The following is a 16850-nucleotide window of genomic DNA, read 5'->3' on the forward strand; positions in this document are numbered from 1 at the left end:
GGGCGGCCGTGCTGGGGCGGATCAAGCGGATGTGGAGGAACCTCGCCGATCGGCGGGTCGACCCCCGCGAGCAGATCAGGCAGGCCATGGAGGAGGGCAGACGCCGGCACCACCGGCTGCGTGAGCAGGCCGCGATCGTCATCGGCAGGGAACACGAACTCCGGGCACGCCACACCCGGGCGCAGGACCGGGTGGCCGACCTGGAGAGCCGGACCACGCAGGCCCTGGTCCTCGCCAACCGCGCCCGGACAGCCGGAAACCCGGACAAGGCGGAGGCCCATGAGCGTCAGGCCCGCCTGCTCGCCGGGGAGCTCGTCAACGCGGTCGAGGCCGTCGGGCAGCGGGAGAGCCAGCTTGACCAGGCCGTTCAGGCCACCGAGGTGGCCCGCTCCACGGTCGAGCGCAGCGCGCTGAGTCTGCGCAGGCGCCTGGTGGAGTTGAGCGCACTGCTCTCCCGCGCCGAGCAGACCCGTATGCAGCTGGAGATCAACGCTGCTTTGCAGCGGCTGGACCCGGTCGCGTCCCAGGGGGACCCGCTGGCCCTGGAACGTCTCCGCGAACGGGTCGACGACGATCACGCCCGCGCCTTCGGCGAAGCACAGGCCCTGACCGGCCCCGTCGACCTCGACCGTGAGCTCCGCGAAGCCGTCGTCGACGACATCCTGGACCGCCTCCGGCGCAAAGCCGAAGGCGAGTGAGGCTCCCGCTTCGCGACGGCCGTAAGATCCGGAGATCGCTCAAGAGGTTTCCGCCGGAAAAGGCGATGGGGAGCGGCCCATCAAGGGCGGCTCCCCAGCCTTAGTCCTGGGCAGCTTACAGGTGTTGTGAGACATTTGAGCGCATATTTGGGAGAGACTCAGCCGGGCCTTCTCCGATCGACAACCGTCACCTGGCGACCGGAAAATCCGCGAAACCATCTACATAGTGATTATGGGTGATCAGTTCCGTCTCCCAGGCACGATCACTCGGCAGCCGAGTCAGGGGCGGAGCAGGTGGAGGATCTGCGCTGATCAGGTGGAACTACTACAGTAACCATGGACAGAGGGGGATACGTGGCCACTGTGACTCGGCCCAAGGTTGAGAGTGCCTTACCGAGTGAACTCGTTGATTGGGTTCTCTCCGGTCGGATCAGGATGCCATCTTTCCAACGGTCCTACCGATGGGATACCCATGATGTCACCGAACTTTTCGACAGTATTCTGCGTGGGTATCCGATTGGAAATCTGCTGGTCTGGCAACGCTCAGCGGCTGCAGAAGTCGTTACCATCGGTCATCTTCAGATTGATGCGGCTGAGCGTGGTGACGCCTACTGGGTTGTCGATGGACAGCAGCGGATAACAAGCTTGGTAAGCGCACTCACGGCTACATCGGAGACAGTGGATCCTAGGTTTCGGATCTATTTTGATCTGGAAGAGGGCAGGTTTGTCTCGCTTCCTCGACGGAGAAAGCCTGCAGATCACTGGATGCCTATGGCCCTTGCCCTGAACACTGCGCGGGCGAATGCCTGGATCAGGGCTCGGCCTCAACTTGATGAGCGTCAGATTCTATTGGCTGATCAGGTTGTCGCTGCAGTCAGGGACTATCGGATTCCCATGTATGTGGTCACGGGTGACGACGATCACGCGCTGCGTGATATTTTCGATCGAATGAACACTTTTGGGAAGCCGTTGAAGAGCGCTGAGGTTTTCAATGCTCTTCATTCAGTCTCAAGAGAGCATCGACCGAGTGACTTGCGTACACTCTCAACGAGTGTCCGATCTTTCGGATTCGGTGAGTTTTCCGAACAAGTGCTGATGCAGAGCCTGTTGGCCATTCGTGGTGCAAAGGTGGACCGAGACTTCCGGAGGGAATTCAAGGACGACTCCGATAGGCAGGATGCCTTTCGTACTACTGAGCGGGCACTGGGTCATGTGGCTGACTTTCTTCGCGATGTGGCTGATATACCCCATGTCCGCTTATTGCCATATTCTCTCTATGTGCCGGTCCTTGCGCGCTTCGTGGCGAAGTTTGGTCCTCCGCAAGGTCGGGCTGCCGAGCTTCTGCGTCGCTGGATCTGGCGGGGTGCTGTCCTCGGTGTCGCACCTCAGGGAAATACGGTGGGTATTCGGCAGGGTGCGTCGGCTGTGACCGGGGACCCGGTGTCGAGTGCGGATCGTTTGCTGCGTCTCTTGCCGACCAAACCCGGACAAGTCTGGGAGCCTGATCTTTCGCAGGTTCAGCTGAACAGGGCTCAGGCGAAGATCAACACCCTCGGACTTCTCTCGCTGCGTCCCCGAAATCTCCTGAAATTGGACGCACACGGCAGTGCTCTGGATGTAAGGTCCATCCTTGATGAATCCGCTGTACTGGTGCCTATAATTCCTGGTTTGAAGTCTGCTCTAGGGCAGAGTATGGCAAATCGGATGATCCATCCAGTATCTCGGTCGGTCGACTTATATGAGGCCTTGACGGGTGGATCTATCGAGGCCGAGATACTGGGGAGTCACTGTCTGGATGGCAGTGCCATTGAATTACTGCGAACAGGTGACGAGTTGGGGTTTCTGCAGCGTCGTGCCAAGGCGGTTCGAGAGGTGATCGCTAATCACGTGCAGGATCGTGCACTCTTCGGGTTCCGTGACGGTCCTGATCTTGCTTCTCTGATGGAAGACATGGAGGAGGAGAGTGGGCTCGCGTAGCGTGACAGCTGGTGTCTACTTATCCAACCGGCGCGTCGGTACTCTCGGTTATCTCGACGGCAATACGTGGTTCGACTACGAGGATCGGGAACCAGGACATCCTGTCCTCGGACAGGCGTTCGAGGCCGAACCGAATCGTCGGCGGACCGCCAGTGGTGCGCTGCCCGCATGGTTCGCCAATCTCCTACCGGAGGCAGGGAGCGGCCTTCGTCAGATAGTCGGCAGGGAGCTCGGTCGTAACAACCCCCACGACTTTCAGGTAATGACCTACCTGGGCGATGACCTCCCCGGAGCTGTGCGGGTCGTTCCGGATAGCGATCTCGGTGAGATCTCGGGACTCTCCGAACGGCAACCTGAGATCGGCGGCCAGATCGTGCGCTTCTCCCTGGCCGGCGTACAGGCGAAGTTCTCGATGAGCTGGGAGGGCAAGGGCTTGGTACTTCCGGCCTCGGGCCGAGGAGGTGACTGGATCGTCAAGCTTCCCGACCGCAGGTTCCCCGATGTACCCGCCAACGAGTTCGCGATGCTCCAGTGGGCACGCCATGCGGGTATCGAGGTGCCTGAGCTTGAGCTGATCAACGGAAGCATGTTGAAAGGGCTGCCGGAGAACCTCATAGCTCACGACGAGTACGCGCTGGCCATAAAACGTTTCGATCGAACGCCTGGCGGTCGGGTCCATCAGGAAGACTTCGCCCAAGTGAGGGAGGCTTCGGTGGAGAGCAAGTACGACCGAGCCACCTACAGCGGGCTGGCGAGGTTCCTGAAAGTGGTGTGTCCTCAGGACATCGCGGAGTATGTCCGCCGACTGGCAACCATGGTCGTGATCGGCAACCTCGACGCCCACCTGAAAAACTGGACTCTGCGCTACCCCGATGGTCGCACCACGCGGCTGTCACCCGCCTACGATTTCGTCTCCGTCTCCGCCTATCCGGAGTTTCGCAACGACGAGCTGGCCTTCGCCCTCGACGGTGGGAGAGTAGCCAGGAACATCACTATGGATCATTTCCGAAGCTTCGCCCGTCGCGCATACCTGGATGTCGATGAAGTCGTTCCCATCGTGAGCAGAACGGTCGGCATACTCGCCGAAACCTGGCAGCAAGTTGCCCGGGACTGCCCGGTTCCCGATTTCGTGCGTCAGCACATCGATCAGAGGATTGCTTCACTCCCGCTGATCCGGGAAGCTCGGCCAACCTCGGATTGATCGGGAGGCGGATGTCTTGCCGTCCACAATGCCTGAGCCGCTTGCTTCCGGAGTCACAGAACAGTCCCACTGCCCGAAGCTCCCTGGTCGGGGTTGATCCGGCCGGAACGCCATCCTGGCTCCGGATGCTGCGGGCGTCGAAGCCGACGATGGACAGCCCGTCCTCGGCGGCCACCCGACCGATTGGGCGATCACATCAACCGAACCGTGGCGGGGTGTCGGTATGGGCGCGGCCTGTCCTGCCCGGCGGCTCACCCGTGGCGACCTCGCTGAGGACGGCGTGTACCGCGACGGCCACTCTGGCCGGGGAGTAGCGCGCCCGGACCGCAGCGGAGTGGCGGGCCGCGACCTCGGTGTCCGGGCCGGTGGTCGCCAGCTCGACGAGGCGTTCCCGGAGTTCGCCGACGTCTTGGTAGAGGACCTGAGGATCGTCGCCGGTGACCTCGGGATAGGCGCCGATCCGAGGAAGAAGACAGTGATTGGCGGTGGCCATCGCTTCCAGGGTCGCGACGCCGAGGCTCTCGTGCGTGGCCGTGCTGATCTGGATGTCGCTGTGCCACAGCGCCGTGTAGTAGTCGTCGATCGGCAGGTCGTCGCCGTACTCGATGCGGCCGGGATAAGCGGCGGCCAGGTCCCGGAGACGGCCGGCCCACGGAGACTGTTCGGGGAAGCGCCTGGTCACCAGGATGCGCGCCGCGGTGTTTTCGAGGGCGTCCGCCGCCACGTCGAGAAAGACCCCGGGCTGTTTGGCGGTGTTCGGCGCATGGTTGAACACGACGGTGATGCCGTCGCGGACATCCGCCCGCCGGGCCGCGTCGATCCTTTCGAGGTCGAGGGGCAATCCCACCACACGGAGTTTTCCGGCGAGCGCGTCGGCGGCCTTCTCGCTGACCGAGCGAACGCCGCCGAGAATCGTGCTGCGCATGTAGTCGCTGACCGTCAGAACCCGGTCCGCCGCCATCAGGTTGCCGAGGTCGGCCCAGCGAAGCTCAGGGTAGTGCTCGAACCGGAAGAGGTCGGTCTCGTCCCAGTGGCTGCCGTGCGTATAGGTCACCAGTGGCAGTGCGGCGGTGTCGTCGAGCACCCACCGCAGGTCCGCGGTGAACGGCCAGAACGCGTGGAAGGCCAGCACCACGTCGTAGCGCGCGCCGGTGACCGCGGTCTCGACCGCCGTGAGCATCTCCCCGGTCCACACCGTGCGCCGCCGGGCGTCCGACGCGACGACGTCCACGTGCAGGCCCAGCCCGCGCAGGCCCGTGACGAGCGCCGCGGCCGAGGTGACGCCGAATCCCAGCGCGGCGCTGACCTCGACGGGACCGCTGTCGGCCGTATGGACGTACGTTGCGACAAAGAGGATTCTCAAAAGGTTCCTCCTATGGGACGTTTCTTGTGTCGGATGCGTGCACAGTCAATGTGATCGGATCCTTAATGTCGATATTTGATGATCTGCATAAGAAACGACCTGCGGGAACACGCCTATTCGTCAATCGGCACACCCCGTGCCGTGACATCGCCGAACGCCTCAACAACGATCCGGCGCAGCAAATTGTCCAGGTATACGTGGGTGTGGGGGGAAACGGGAAAAGCTCATTGCTGCGCACCCTCCAGAACCGGTGCGCCTACCGCCTCCCCCGCGAGGAGTGGGAGGAGGTCCGCGGCTATCCCGACGATTACTTCGTCGACGCGCTCAGCCGTACCCCCGGCGCGGAGAAGGTGCCGACGGCGCTCCTGGACTTCGGCGTTCAGCCGTCCGGTGTGAACCGGCCGCAGGAGCCGCTCAGCGCCCTGTTCATGCTTAAGCGGCAGCTGGCCGAGTCGGGAGTCCGGACGCCGCGGTTCGACTTCGCGGCCGTCTCGTACCTGCACCGATCCGGTACGGACGTGCAGACACTCATCGCCGAACTGTTTCCTCGCTCGGAACTGCTGTCGGCGGCCGGCATCGCCGACGCCTTCCTGCAGATACCGGTGGTGCAGCTCGGCACCGCGCTGTTCGAGTGGATGAACCGCAGACTCGACAATCTGGCCGAACAGCGGAAACTGCGCCGCCGCGTACCCCCCGAAGTGGTGAACGAGGTACTCTCCCTCGCTCCCGAGCCCGAACTTATGGAGGCCCTGCCCCGGCTCTTCTGCGAGGATCTGCGCGCGGCGCTGACCGGCCGCCGCACCCCGCATCGGATCGTGCTGTTCTTCGACACCTATGAGGCGGTGGCGGGAGAGGGCAACCGTTCGCGGTTCGGCAACGTCGGCGGACCACGCTGGATCAGATCGCTGCTCGGCAACCTGCCGCTGGCCGACGGAGCCGTGGCCGTGGTCGCGGGCCGCGCGGCACCCACCTGGTCCCGGGCACTCGTCGAGCCGATCCCCGAGCGGTACATCAAGATCGACGCCTTGGGGGCGCTGCCCGACCGGTTCGCCCGGCTCTACCTGGAGGATGCGGGAGTGCGCGACCCGGCACTTCAGCAGGCACTCCTCTCCTACGCGAACGCCGAGACCGGACTGGTCCATCCGCTGCTGCTCGGCCTGTCCACCGATGTGGTGCTCACCGCCGCCGAACACGGCCGGGACCTCCTGGCCGCCGACTTCCCCGCCGCCCCGGAGCTGCGCGACAAGGAACGGGCCCTGGCCGCGCGGCTGCTGTCACAGGTCGACGACGAGATCGAGGAGGCCGTCGCCGCCGTGTCGGCCGCCCGGTCGTTCGACAAGCACCTGTTCTCCCACCTGGGAGCGGAGCTGGACTTTCCCGCGACGACGGCCGTGTTCCGGCGGCTGAGCTCGTTCTCCTTCGTCACCCCGGTAGCCGGGGAACAACGGTTCGCCCTGCATCAGCTGCTGCGCCGGGCCATCTCCCATGTCGCACCTGAACTCGTCCTCCAAGCCCACGAGGTGCTCGCCGACTACTATGGCGCGGTGGGGGAGCCGAACGAGTTCACCAGGCGGGTCGAGCACATCTACCATCGCACGCGGCTCGATCCGGCCGACGGAGTCCGGCTCTGGCTCGCAGAAATGGACCGGGTGCTGTCGGTCAGCCGGTTCGATCTCTGCAGATCCCTGCTGAGCGTGCTCGACGACCTCGACATGCCTTCCCCCGAGGTCTCGCGCGCCTGCGACTACCAGGTGGTGCGAGCCGAGATCGCCCTGGGCCGCTGGGCCGAGGCCGAGGAACGGTTGACGGCCCTCCCCCCGGAGGAGGCCCACACCCACCTGCTCCAGGGCGAGCTGGCTTTCGTCCGAGGTGACTTCGACGGCGCGAAACACCATGGCGACCTGGCTTTGGCGACAGGCGGGAGCGGTACGGCCCGGCTCCCGTTCCTGCTGTTCTCCGCCAACATGATGCTGTTTCTCGGCCGGTTCGAGGACGGCAAGCGCATGTGCCGCGAAGGGATTACGATCATCGGTCCCGCGGGGGACGGGAACACCGCCGTTCTGTGGCACACACGCCTTGCGTCCATCGAGTTCTTCTCGGGGGAGATCGAAGCCGCCAAGGAGCAGCTGACGTTGGCCGCGCGGCGCCTGCGCGACATTCCCGAGGCCAACCGGGACCGTCAGGCGGAAGCCGGGCTGCGGCAGGAGGAGGCCGTCGTCGCCGAAGCCGAGGGCCGCGCCGAGGACGCGCTACGCGGCCAGGCCGAGGTGCTGCGCATCCGCCGTGAGATCGGCGACGTCCGCGGGGTGGCCCACGGCTTGAACGGCCTGGGGCTGGCGGCACTGCAGATGGGGGACGCCGCCCAGGCCGAGGAGCAGTTCACCCAGTCCGCCGTGCTCGCCCGCGACCTCGGAGAACGTCTGCTGTACGCCAAGGCCACCCGGGGGCGCGCCGAAGCCGCGACCCTCGCGGGGCGGTTCGACGACGCGGATCGGCTGGCGGCCGTCGCCCTCGACGGTTTCGAACGCGCCGACATCCCCTACGACATCGTGCACGCCTGGATCACCCAGGCCAGGGTGCATCGAGCCCGCGGTGACGAGCGCGCCTGGCTGACATTGGCCGACCGGGCCCGGCGAGAGATCGAACGGGAGGGCTTCGGCAGCCTGTACGCGCGTTGCCCGGAGATCCGGCCTCCCTCGGCCGAGCGGATGGCCGCGGCGATGACGGCGTTCGCGGCGGGCGACGCGCTGGGCGTCCCCTGGGAGGGCTCACCCCCGGACGCGATCGACGCCGGTCGCATCGCCGGGATTCCCGCCACACGATGGGGCTGGCCTCGCGGCGCGACCTCCGACGACACCGCGCAGATGCTCCTGGTCGGCGAACTGCTGGCGGAAACCGGAGGACGTCCGACGGCCGAAGCCTTCCTCGCCCGGCTTGCCGCGCAGGAGGACGAGATCCGCGGCATCGGCCCGACCACACGCCGCGCCCTGCGGCACTTTCACGAGACGGGCCTGCCGCCCGAGCCGGCCGCCGACGACCGCGCCACCAACGGCGCGGCGATGCGGATGCTCCCCGTCGGCTGGATCACGCCCGCCGCCGACCCCGACCTGCGCCGCCGGCGGGTGGAGGCGCTGTCGATCGCCACCCATCGGGTGCCCGGGTCCATCGCCGCGGCCTGCGTCGTCGCCGCGATGGCCTCCTGGGCGATCGAGGGGGTGGGCGTCACCGCCGTCCTGGCCGCAGCCGGGGCGGAGGCCGATTGGGTCGCCGAGCGATACGGCGAGCCCGCCGCCGTACGCGCCGCCCTTGACGGGACCTGGATCCCTCCCGCCGACGGCATCACCCTGGACGCGCTGGAGACGGCCGCCGCCGTCGTCCACGTTCTGCGGACGACGGCGGACCTGGACTCGGCGTTGCACCGGTCCGTTCTCCTGGGCGGCGACACCGACACGGTTGCCGCACTTGTCGGCGGGATCCGCGGTGCGATGGCTCCCGGCGAGCTCGCCGGCCTTCCCTGGCTCTCCCTCGTGGACTTTCACCAGCCCACAGACCTGGCCGAACGGCTGCATCGCCTGCGCGTGGCCTGGTACAGCGGGTGATCGAGGAGGTCGCCGCCGGGATCCGGTCGGCGACCCGGCCGATCGCCGTACTGGCCGGGTCGGGTGTGTCGCAGTCGGCGGGAGTGCCGACCGGGCAGGATCTGCTGCGCGAGCTCGCCCGGCGGCGCGGTGCGGACGCCGGCCACGATCCGGTCGCCTGGTACCTCGGGTCGCTCGACACGTTTCCCGACTACTTCGGAATGGTGGGAGACGGTACGGACGCCCTCCCCGATCCGATCTTCGATCGGCCTTCGGCCACGCCCGCGCATCGGGCGATCGCGGGATTGGCCGCAGCCGGGCTTGTCGGGCCGATCCTCACGACCAACCTTGATCGCCTGCTGGAGCGGGCGCTGCACGAGGCAGGGGTGCCCTTCGACGTCGCCTACGAACTCGACACGCTGACCCGGGTCAGCCTTGACGGAGTGGTTCTGCTCAAGCTGCACGGGGACTACCAGGACATCGGAATCCGGCATACCGCGCCCGTCACACACGCCTACCACCGCGTGATCGACGACCTCCTCGACCGGGTGTTCGCCGGATTCGATCTCCTGGTCTGCGGGTGGTCGGCGAGCTGGGACGTCCCGTTACGGCGTGCGCTGTGCCGGGCGGTGCACGGACGCGTCTGGTGGCTCCAGTGCGGGGAGCCGTCCGAGGCGGCGCGGCGGATCTTCACGGTACGGCGCCCGACGGTGGCCCGGGTGCCGGGCTCGGACGAGGGTCTGACGGCGCTCAGCGCACTCCTGCTCGGTACAGACCGCGATGCGCGATGTGGTCCAGCACCGGGTCCGGCACCAGATAGCGGATCGGCTGACCACGGCTGACCCGCCGCCGGATCGCCGTGGAGGAGATCTCCCAGACCGGGACGTGCAGCAGGGTCACACGGTCACCAAGCGTCGGTGCCACGTCGACCCGTTCGTACCCCTGCCGCGAGCAGAACACGAAGTGCGCCAGGTCGGTCAGCGACCGGCTCTCATGCCAGGTGCCGATCGACGCCAGGACGTCGGCACCCGCGATGAAGAACAACCGGGTTCGCGGGCCGTGTATCCGCCGCAGTTCGCGGAGCGTGTCGACGGTGTACGTGGGGCCGGGCCGGTCGAGCTCCATCCGGCTCGCGGTGAACCGGGAATCCGCGGCGACGGCGAGCTTTGTCATCGCGTACCGTTCTTCGGCGTCCGAGACCGTACGGAGGTCCCGCTGCCAGGGCCTTCCCGCCGGGATGAAGACCACCTCGTCGAGGCCGAGCCGGTGGGCGGCCTCGCTGGCCTTCAGCAGATGCACGTTGTGGATCGGGTCGAAGGTGCCACCCATGATGCCCAGACGGACGGTCACGACTCAGTATCGGCGCCCGCCGTACACCGCCGATAGAACCGCGTCCGACAGAAAAGCGATCCGTGCCCGAGATGAGCAAGGCACCACCGGGCATGTGACCACGACGAGTCGCGGAGCCCCCGTCGCACCACCGGGCGCTGAGAACGGGTGCTTCATGTTTCCTTGATCAAAAACTCGAGGTCGCGCCAGAACTTGTCGAAGGACGGGGAGTTGGCTCGGGCCAGCTGGACATCGAACACCTTCGTGAAGCCTGCCTGGTGGGCCATCGGGTCGATGGCAAGACCCGGAGGGAAGTGCCTCGACAGTCTCTCTTTCGCCCCACGGATTCCTTCTGGATCAGTTGGAACCGCGACGTTGTCCGCGAAGCCGTAGACGCCGGCCAGTGAAGGGGCGGCTGCCAGGAACCATGCCTCGAACTCTCGTTTCGCGATGACAACGCTGGCCGCGACATCCGAGCGGCAGGCGCCGATCCGCTCCTTCAAGGAAATCGCCAGCTGAACGGGACAGTCGTCATCGGCGTCGATGAGAACCATCAGGCCGGAGCCTGAAGGCTTGCCCCGCATCGCAACCGTTACTGCGGTTTCGACGCCGGTCCTCTTGATCAAAGAGTTCCGAGGAACCCGATAGGGCTGCGGAATGTTGGCATAGGCTCCAGGAACGATCAATGGGACCAGCCGTCGTAGCAGAGTCGGCAGAGCGGCGACTTCTCCATGCCCCTCGACGATCGTCACAATGGTCGCGGAGTTCACCGGCCGTCTCCAGACTCGGAGGCAGGTGACATGAGCCCACTTCGGTGGAGTTCCGCCACACTCATGACCTTGTCGTCCACAAGAGAGCGAACCTCGGTACCGACGGGTCCGATTCGGCTGACACCCTCCGTGTTGGCCACCACGACGAGGTGGGAGAGGTCGGCGCTCTCGTTGTCGAGCAGATCCGAACTTTGCGTGGTGACGATCACTTGGGTACGGCGTGCCGCCGCGACGAAAGTTCCGTAGAGGCCGCCGAGGGTGGACGGGTAGAGGGCCTTTTCCGGCTCTTCCAGAGCGATCAGGGGGATCTCTCCTGACAACGCCCTCGGTTGGAGGAGCGCGGCGAGCACACCCGCCGCCCGTAGGGTGCCCTCGGACAGCGATTCCCGCTCGAAAGTCGTAATCACCGGATCAAAGTGCCGTTGGCCCGAGGTGATAAAGCGCCCCTGGACGGTTGAGTAACGGCCTTCCAGTTTCCTGTCGATACCGACGGCGTTCTCCACCAGGGCCGCGAGAGCGGAGTCCAGGGTCTCCTTCGCCTCCGGATGCTCATCTGCCAATGCACCAAGGACCTGCCCGAGATGCTCACCCCTGGGACCCAGCACATCGGTGGGGCGTAAGTCCTGGTCGATCTCCCGCAACACCGATGGATCCAGATCGTAGAACCACGATGCGGTCAGCTGCTCAAGGATCCGCCCGAAAGGGAAAGCGTCCATCTCCAAGCTGGCGATCGCCGGGAGCGCCAACCGATCAGTGCGAGTCAGCTTGACACCCAGATCCATGGTGCGGGAGAAGGATGGTCCGCCCTCGATCCCCACTTCCTCCCGCGCGACGATAAAGCTATCGCCGTCGGGGTGAGGTGCGCGGATCTCAAGGTGAAAGAAACTGGTCTCCGCCGACGGCACGTTCATGGTGAGCTTGATCTCGAAGGACTCCGCGGTACCCGCCCCAGGAGTGTGGTGGAGCAGAGCGGCGAGCCCCCCACGACGGGTTATCGCCTGGGCGGGGGTGTCCGTGAGAGCGTCGACGACGAATCTGATCGCGTCCAGGAAGTTGGATTTTCCGGACGCGTTGGGTCCCACGATCACGGTAAGCGGGCCAAGAGTGACGTCACAGTCAGCGATGGATCGGAAGCCTCGGACCTGCACCCGGGAGATAGACGGTGTGCTGCTCATGACCTCACCAATTCCTCGTCCCGGCGATCGGTGCCTCGAACCGTGCGATAACCCGCATCATGCGATCGGCATGCTGCCGCCCGGAGTATCCGCCATGACCCGGCCGTCTAGATCGTATCCCTTGGCCGCGCTGATTCCCGCTGGACAGGAGAGGGTTGGCACCCTGGGCGGCCTGCCGGTGCGCGTGGTGGGTACGAGCTGCGCGTTTCCCGGACAAACGGGTGGCGGTCGAAGGCTTCCGGATCCGGTGGTACGTCCATGCGGCGCAGGCGGCCTCGGCGTCGAGGTGTCGAATACCGGCGCAGCGGAGGTAACCCAGCTCTGGTTCGCCTGCTCCTCTCACCCTCCATCCTGGTGCCCCTGCCGTTTGCTCCCATTGCGATTGAACATGTCATCCATGGTTACCAGCACTAGGTCTCGCCGGTTCCCCGCGTCCGCCATGAGGTCGGGGTGGAAGCCGGCCCTGCTGAACATGGCCAGGTGCGCATCATGGGCACGTGCGCCGAGGAGCTCGCGAATGTGCTCCAGGCGGGCCAGGTCACGGGCGTCACGAGGCCGGTTGGTGCATTTGGCCTCACCGATGAGGGCGACCCTCGCCGAGCTGGTCCGCGGCATGTCGCCAGGCGCAAGGCTTGCGACGTCGAGCTGGTGGCTGATGCCGTGTTCGCGACAGGCCACGGAGGTGGTGCCGGTCCAGCCGATCTCCATGCGCTCAGCCAGCGAGGTGATCGTCCACTCCCTCGCCAGATGCTCGAAGTGCGGGCCGAGGATGTGGGTGGCGAACGTCTGTCGCGCCTGTGACCAGGCCTGGGCAGCCCTGCCGCGACGCTGGAACAGTTGCAGACGCGGCAGGGTGATCGTGTGGTGGAACCGCATGATCGGGTCGGAGATGGCCACGATGGGTTTGCGCTGCAGCAGCAGGTCCTCGTCCTGGGAGTCCTGTGATCGAACCGCCTCAATGGGCTATGTGCCCAAGGCGCGCGGCTGACGATCGACTGGAAGCTCGGCCTTGCCGACGGGGTGCCCACCCAGACCCGCGCCTACGACGGCACGCCCGTCCGACTCCTCGATGCATCGCCGAGCGCCCGAGACGGCTGCCACGCCATTCAGATGCTTACGAACAGGTGTCCGGCGGCGAGAGTTGTCGCGTCGGGATCTGTGGTAGCCCGTGGCGGATGCCTCGGGCTACCCGCCGCCAGGTCAGAGCTCCCTGGGCCTCGGGAACAATTTGAAAGGCAAGCCGCTGACCCGCCTATCCGTGACTCCTATGTCGTTACTCGAATCCCTTCACCACCTGACGCGGCGTCAGACGGTGATGCGGTAGGCGCGGATCACCGTCTGCTCGACCGTGTTGCCCGCAGTGTCTGAGGCCTTGGCGCGCAGCGATACAAACCCATCGCCGCGGGGATGGTCAAGGACAACCTTCATGTGCCGGACGTCGGCCTTGGCCCAGGTGACGCCGTCGTCGTAGGACACCTCCACCGACAGCTTGCGCAGGCGGCCCGATGTGCTGCCGGGCATTGCCCGTAAGGTGACCGGCACCGTGAAACGGCGGCCGGCGGGCGCGGCGTTTCGCTGGTCGAGTTCGGGCGCGAACGTCACCACGGACAGTGGCAACCGGACGGTCTCGCCCTCCCCGGGGGTGTCCGAGCGGAAAGTCCACGCCGCCGACGAACGCGTGCTCAGGGTGGCGGGGGCGCCTCTTTCGGCCTCTGCCACCAGCTTGTAGTCGCCCGGCCCTGCGGGTATGGGGAACTCCGCGTTCAGGGAAGGCGTCTCGGCGACCGGCTTGCCGTCGCGGTAGAGGACGGTGCGTTCGGTGGCGCGCGAGGACCAGCCGAGTGAGCCTCGCCCGTCGCCGTGCAGCCACAGGTTCGTCCGGAGGACGTCCCCGGTGCGGATTGCGTCGCCGCCTTCCTGATCACCTGCGGGCATTGAGGGACCGAACACGCCACGGTTCCACCGCTCGGTGACGGTCCTGCCCGGCCTGTAGCGGGCGAAGCCGGAGTCGAACCGGTTGAGCCGTCCATCCGTGCCGTACTCGAACATCATGCGTTGCCAGCGGATGCCGCCATCGGTGTTGAGGTACTCGGTCTGCGTGAACGGCGTCCCGAACCATGTCGGCGCCAGGTAGGAGAAAATCTTCCCGTCCCTCGGCCAGGCCCGGCTCGACGCGGCTACTCTCGCGTCCGGCAGATGGCTCGCGTAGTCGGTGCGCACGGCCACCAGGTCATTCTGCGCCACCTTTCGCTGGAAGCCGGTCACCATGCGACCCCGCACGAACCAGGTCAGCCGGTAGGCATAAGGACTGGGATTCGTCGGGGCGGCCCACTGGCCGGCCACCTTGGTCAGCACGTCCCCATCGGTGGTGTCGGGACCGAGCTGCGCCGTGAACAGGCGGTCGAAGCTTTTACCGACCAATGTCGTACGGCCCAGGCTCCCATCGCGGTCCCGCCACTGGTACATGATCTCTCCGAGCAGGGGAACGGCGTCCGCACGGGGCGGCTTCACCGAGATCGGCCGGGCGAGACGGGCGTCGGCGGCCACGGACCGGTCCCTGTCGAGGTCCACGCCCGGATGGAGGACGCCGGCGACGCCGTCCTCGCCGAGGATGTGGGCCTTCACCAGGTATCCGCCCTTGGGCAGCCGCACCGTGACCGTGCTCTCGCCGGCCAGGAACACGTCCAGGTCTCTGCGCCCGTCCAGCGAGTAGACGTCCGTCCCATAGGTGTCGGTCGGCCGCCCGGCTCGGTCGGTATGGACAATGGTCAGGTCGTAGCTCTCGACCTCCTTCTCCACCGCCACCGGCGTGCTCACGGACACGCCGTCGGCCCCGGTCGCCAGCACGTATCCGCCGAGGAAACCGTCGGGCACGTCGGCGCGGGTGTCGGCGGTGACCGTGGCCTCCGCTTGGCCGCCCGCGGGTACGGTCAGGGTGGCCGGTGTCACGGTGAACGCCTTGCCGGCGCGTGCCTCCAGGTTCAGTGTGACCGGGGTGTCCAGGTGATTGCGGTAGACGAGCTTCCTGGGGACGGGCTCGTCGTCGCCGTGCGGCCAGACCTGCTTGGGGAAGCCGATGCCTGCCGGTTCCGCGGTCACGACCTGGGTGGTGGCGCGGTCGGCGTCGACCCGGCCTGCGCCCTGCGTGTAAATGCCGAGCTCCGGATTCGGCGTGGCCGAGGCCATCAGCGCGCTCTTCAGCGTTCCTGCCTTCCAGCCGGGTCGCGCGCCCGCCAGCAGCGCCGCGACGCCCGCGACGTGCGGCGTGGCCATGGAAGTGCCGGACTGGGCGACATACGGCCCCGCCCCCGGGCTGTCCTTGCTCCGGGCGGCGGTGATGTCCACGCCAGGGGCGGTGATGTCCGGCTTCAGGCCGCTGTCGCCCACGCGCGGCCCGCGGCTGGAGAACGACGCCGCCTCCTCCGTCTTGCCGACGGCGCCCACGGCGAGGGCCGCGTCGGCGCTCGCCGGGGAGTTGACGCTGCGGTCGGCACCGTTGTTGCCCGCCGCCACCACGAACAGCGTGCCGTACTGCTCGGTCAGTGCCTGGACGGCCTGCTCCACCAGGTCGTCCTCAGGTGTGTCGGGAGCGCCGAGACTCATGTTCACCACGCGGGCGCCCTGCTCGGCCGCCCACTGCATGCCCGCCAGGATGGCGGACTCCGCGCACGACAACGACTCGCACACCTTGCCGTCCAGCAGCGTCGCACCGGGTGCCACCCCGCGGAGCCTTCCGCCGGAGGACTCGCCGCCGCCCGCGATCGTGGACGCCACATGTGTACCGTGGCCTACGGTGTCCCGCGCGTCGCCGGTGCCGGTGAAGTCGGCCCGGACGGCCACCTTTCCCGCCAGATCCCGATGGGTGTCGTCGATGCCGGTGTCCAGCACCGCCACCTTGACACCCGTCCCGGTCAGGCCGCGCGACCAGGCGCCGGGGGCACCGATCTGCTTGACGCTGGCATCGAGCGACACCCGCCTGCGGCCGTCCAGCCAGATCTTCGCCTTGCCGCCGGTGACGTCCTTCCAGAACCGGGCCGCGCCCGTCCGCTCCTGCCGTACGGCGAAGCCGTCCACCGGGGCGAGCGGCCTGACCTGTGTCGCGCCACGCAACGTGCGCGGCGCGGCGCCCGCGACGATGAGAGGCAGCCCACCGTTCCGGTCGTCGTAGCCGAGTTCGAGCAGCCCGGTCACGTCGAACAGGCGCGGGTCGAGACGCTTGTCCCTCAGCAGCGCGACGGCGTCGCTGGGCAGCACGCGCAGTCGGCCGCCGCGCTCCTCGGTGGTGAAGGTGATGCCCTCCCTGCCTTCACCCGGTTCGATCGTCGCCGTCAATTCGCCGTGGACGGTGACTCGGTCGCCGGTGACCAGTGTGATGGTTTGTGTCCTTCGCGACCTATCCGTAGCGTTCTGCTCGGTCAGACCGACAGGATGCGGCGTCGCCTCCGGCCGGGCTGTGGAAGTGGGGGTCGCAGCCGCCGGTTGGGCGGCGAGCGCAGCGGCCGCCAGCAGTAAGACCGCGGCCGCCCTTGATCTCTTATGCACTGAAGGAACTCCAGAGACATCGGTGGTGGATCACCATGTATCCACCGATGACCCCGATCCACTTCACGGTGGCCAGATGACCTGGGTGGTCAGTGGGGACGGCACCGCGGCGCCAAGTGGGCGGTGACGGCGGCGATAGCCTCCCAGGGTTTGACGTGGCGCGGGCTCGCCCTAGTCGACGTCACCGCTCCGAAGAGCGATCACGGTTGTGCGCGGT

11 protein-coding genes are annotated in these 16850 nt (G+C 66.7%); 5 read left to right on the plus strand and 6 right to left on the minus strand.

Features of this window, described 5'->3' with window-relative positions:
• Window positions 1-8 precede the first annotated feature (8 nt).
• From RUR_RS24100 to RUR_RS24110, 3 genes are all read left to right on the plus strand, one after another.
• Window positions 9-698, plus strand: a complete 690-nt coding sequence (locus RUR_RS24100) for a PspA/IM30 family protein (RefSeq protein WP_283137446.1) — start codon at window positions 9-11, stop codon at window positions 696-698.
• Between the two features lie 354 nt (window positions 699-1052).
• Window positions 1053-2675 (plus strand): DUF262 domain-containing protein, encoded by a 1623-nt coding sequence (locus RUR_RS24105; protein ID WP_283137447.1) that lies wholly within the window; start codon window positions 1053-1055, stop codon window positions 2673-2675.
• The gene (locus RUR_RS24110) at window positions 2662-3876 is read left to right on the plus strand and encodes a type II toxin-antitoxin system HipA family toxin (protein ID WP_283137448.1); all 1215 of its coding nucleotides are present in this window, start codon (window positions 2662-2664) and stop codon (window positions 3874-3876) included. The genes RUR_RS24105 and RUR_RS24110 overlap by 14 nt, the downstream gene beginning before the upstream one ends.
• Window positions 3877-4072: 196 nt before the next feature.
• On the opposite strand, the gene RUR_RS24115 is transcribed toward RUR_RS24110, so the two are convergent.
• Window positions 4073-5239, minus strand: a complete 1167-nt coding sequence (locus tag RUR_RS24115; protein WP_283137449.1) for a glycosyltransferase family protein — start codon at window positions 5237-5239, stop codon at window positions 4073-4075.
• Window positions 5240-5466: 227 nt separating this feature from the next.
• On the opposite strand from RUR_RS24115, the gene RUR_RS24120 reads away from it, so the two are divergent.
• Both RUR_RS24120 and RUR_RS24125 read left to right on the plus strand, forming a co-directional pair.
• Window positions 5467-8838, plus strand: a complete 3372-nt coding sequence (locus RUR_RS24120) for an ADP-ribosylglycohydrolase family protein (protein WP_283137450.1) — start codon at window positions 5467-5469, stop codon at window positions 8836-8838.
• Window positions 8835-9659: an SIR2 family protein gene (locus RUR_RS24125; RefSeq protein ID WP_283137451.1), complete on the plus strand. Its 825-nt coding sequence runs from the start codon at window positions 8835-8837 to the stop codon at window positions 9657-9659. Before RUR_RS24120 ends, RUR_RS24125 begins: the two co-directional genes overlap by 4 nt.
• On the opposite strand, the gene nadD is transcribed toward RUR_RS24125, so the two are convergent.
• The 5 genes from nadD to RUR_RS24150 all read right to left on the minus strand — a co-directional run bounded on the left by nadD (window position 9568) and on the right by RUR_RS24150 (window position 16423).
• Window positions 9568-10167, minus strand: a complete 600-nt coding sequence (nadD, locus tag RUR_RS24130; RefSeq protein ID WP_283137452.1) for a nicotinate-nucleotide adenylyltransferase — start codon at window positions 10165-10167, stop codon at window positions 9568-9570. The two genes, RUR_RS24125 and nadD, sit on opposite strands and share 92 nt — an antisense overlap.
• Window positions 10168-10319: 152 nt before the next feature.
• Entirely contained in the window at window positions 10320-10916 is a 597-nt protein-coding gene (locus RUR_RS24135; protein WP_283137453.1) for a DUF4276 family protein, read from the minus strand.
• Window positions 10913-12091 (minus strand): AAA family ATPase, encoded by a 1179-nt coding sequence (locus tag RUR_RS24140; protein ID WP_283137454.1) that lies wholly within the window; start codon window positions 12089-12091, stop codon window positions 10913-10915. The genes RUR_RS24135 and RUR_RS24140 overlap by 4 nt, the downstream gene beginning before the upstream one ends.
• Window positions 12092-12430: 339 nt before the next feature.
• On the minus strand, window positions 12431-12988 hold the full coding sequence (locus tag RUR_RS24145) for a hypothetical protein (RefSeq protein ID WP_283137455.1): 558 nt from the start codon (window positions 12986-12988) through the stop codon (window positions 12431-12433).
• A gap of 408 nt (window positions 12989-13396) precedes the next feature.
• Complete coding sequence (locus tag RUR_RS24150; RefSeq protein WP_283137456.1) at window positions 13397-16423, minus strand: S8 family serine peptidase; 3027 nt, start codon at window positions 16421-16423, stop codon at window positions 13397-13399.
• Between the last annotated feature and the right edge of the window lie 427 nt (window positions 16424-16850).

The sequence above is a fragment of the Rhizohabitans arisaemae genome, from assembly GCF_025996515.1.
Lineage (GTDB): Bacteria > Actinomycetota > Actinomycetes > Streptosporangiales > Streptosporangiaceae > Rhizohabitans > Rhizohabitans arisaemae.